Source organism: Vibrio sp. Vb0888 (assembly GCF_033338835.1).
In the GTDB taxonomy this organism is placed as follows: Bacteria; Pseudomonadota; Gammaproteobacteria; order Enterobacterales; family Vibrionaceae; genus Vibrio; species Vibrio alginolyticus.
In genome coordinates this window covers 1-1,442 of the sequence record NZ_JAWOTL010000120.1, presented here as the reverse complement: position 1 = coordinate 1,442, position 1,442 = coordinate 1, and the positions used below count along the sequence as shown (strand labels likewise).

1 protein-coding gene and 1 pseudogene are annotated in these 1,442 nt (G+C 43.3%); both read right to left on the bottom strand.

Annotated elements, in window-relative coordinates:
- Positions 1-106, bottom strand: a pseudogene (locus tag R7P72_RS24325) (cation transporter); the annotation flags it as partial.
- A gap of 175 nt (positions 107-281) precedes the next feature.
- Positions 282-1,160: a LysR family transcriptional regulator gene (locus tag R7P72_RS24320; protein ID WP_005461877.1), complete on the bottom strand. Its 879-nt coding sequence runs from the start codon at positions 1,158-1,160 to the stop codon at positions 282-284.
- Positions 1,161-1,442: the final 282 nt, after the last annotated feature.

Below are 1,442 nucleotides of genomic sequence, written 5' to 3'. Positions count from 1 at the left end.
ACCCAACAAGCAAGCCAAGTACCATACCACCAGCTGCAAACCCAGAAGCTAAAAGGGCTGAAATGGTTAGAATACGGTTTTCGTTTTTGCTTGTCCTGTCACACATAAAAGATGCCTTTTGGTTTTAATACCTTACTATTCTTCTCTTCTGAGGCATTTTAGGCAACTACAAACTGAGTGGAAATTAAACGAGAAAGCGACCGTTTTATTATTTTTATTTAAATACAATGACTTAATGCAACTTTGCGGTGTCAAATATATTGACGGTCACTGCCTTTTATTTAGAAGTCAAATAAATATTCGCTTAATTTATCTGCTAACCAAGTCATCGCTGGGTGTTCAATCTGACCGTTTGGGGCAAACATACAGTAGTCTTCTTGAGTCAAACCGTAAGTGTGTTTGATGACGGCAAGTTTTTGTTGGCGCAAGTAGTGGCGAATAAGCGGCTCTGGCAATACACCCCATGCGTCTTCTTCCAAAATGGTGTTGAGCATGTAATCGAAACTTGAGAAGCCAATGTATCGAGTCGAGAACGGCTGTAAGCCTGGGTTGTCTTTCTCGTTGAGGTAAACCATCAAAGCCTGCATTTGGCTGCGTAGATCTTCATCGGATACGCGACGCATCTTACTTAAGCGATGATCAACGCTACACACAGACATCATTCGGATTTTCCCCAGCGGTTTGTAAACAATGTGCGGGTCATCGATGCGTTCATAGTCGACACCGAATGCAAAATCGACTTGATGAGTACTGACTAAGTTAGCCAAGTCACCACTAGAGGCCAAGATGAGGTTAAACGTTGTAGAAGGGAATCGATTGTTGAGTCGGTGAGACAGTTCTTGCCACAAATCGTCTGGCAGTGAGTCATCACGCGCCACCCAGACTTCGGCGTTGAAGCCTTCGGATATTTGCGCGCATGTTTTTCTGATTCGTTGAGCTGTGACCAACAAATACTCGCAATCTTTGTAAATTGCTTTTCCCGCTTCCGAAAGCGTCAGTTGGTTTCCTGTTCTTGTGAACAACTCAACATCGAGCTCTTTTTCTAATGCCTTGATCGACATGCTGAGTTTGGTGCGGTTACAGTCTAACTGCCGCGCAGCTTCGGAGACTGAGCCACACTCTGCGATAGTGCAGAAAGCTTCTACCTGAGTTAAGTTCATGATTTGACACAACCAATTAAGAATTTGCAATAAAGTAGGGCACGATAGAGATGTGCTCCCAAAGCTGTGAAAGATTATCGAAAAAAATAGTAATTCGCCAGATAAGTCTATGGTCTTTTAGCGGTTTTGCGGTACCCTATAGCCTAATAATTTCAAAATGCGCCAACTGCATTTTGATGTCACATAGTGATATGTGGGCTATAAGAAGTGAACATGGAGGCCACGATGGCACAAGATTGGGACGGCTTAGCAAAAAACTGGGAATCAAATCCAGCAACAGAG

Excerpts from the sequence above, each read along its gene's own strand:
- R7P72_RS24320 (WP_005461877.1), bottom strand. The coding sequence starts at position 1,160 with ATGAACTTAACTCAGGTAGAAGCTTTCTGCACTATCGCAGAGTGTGGC.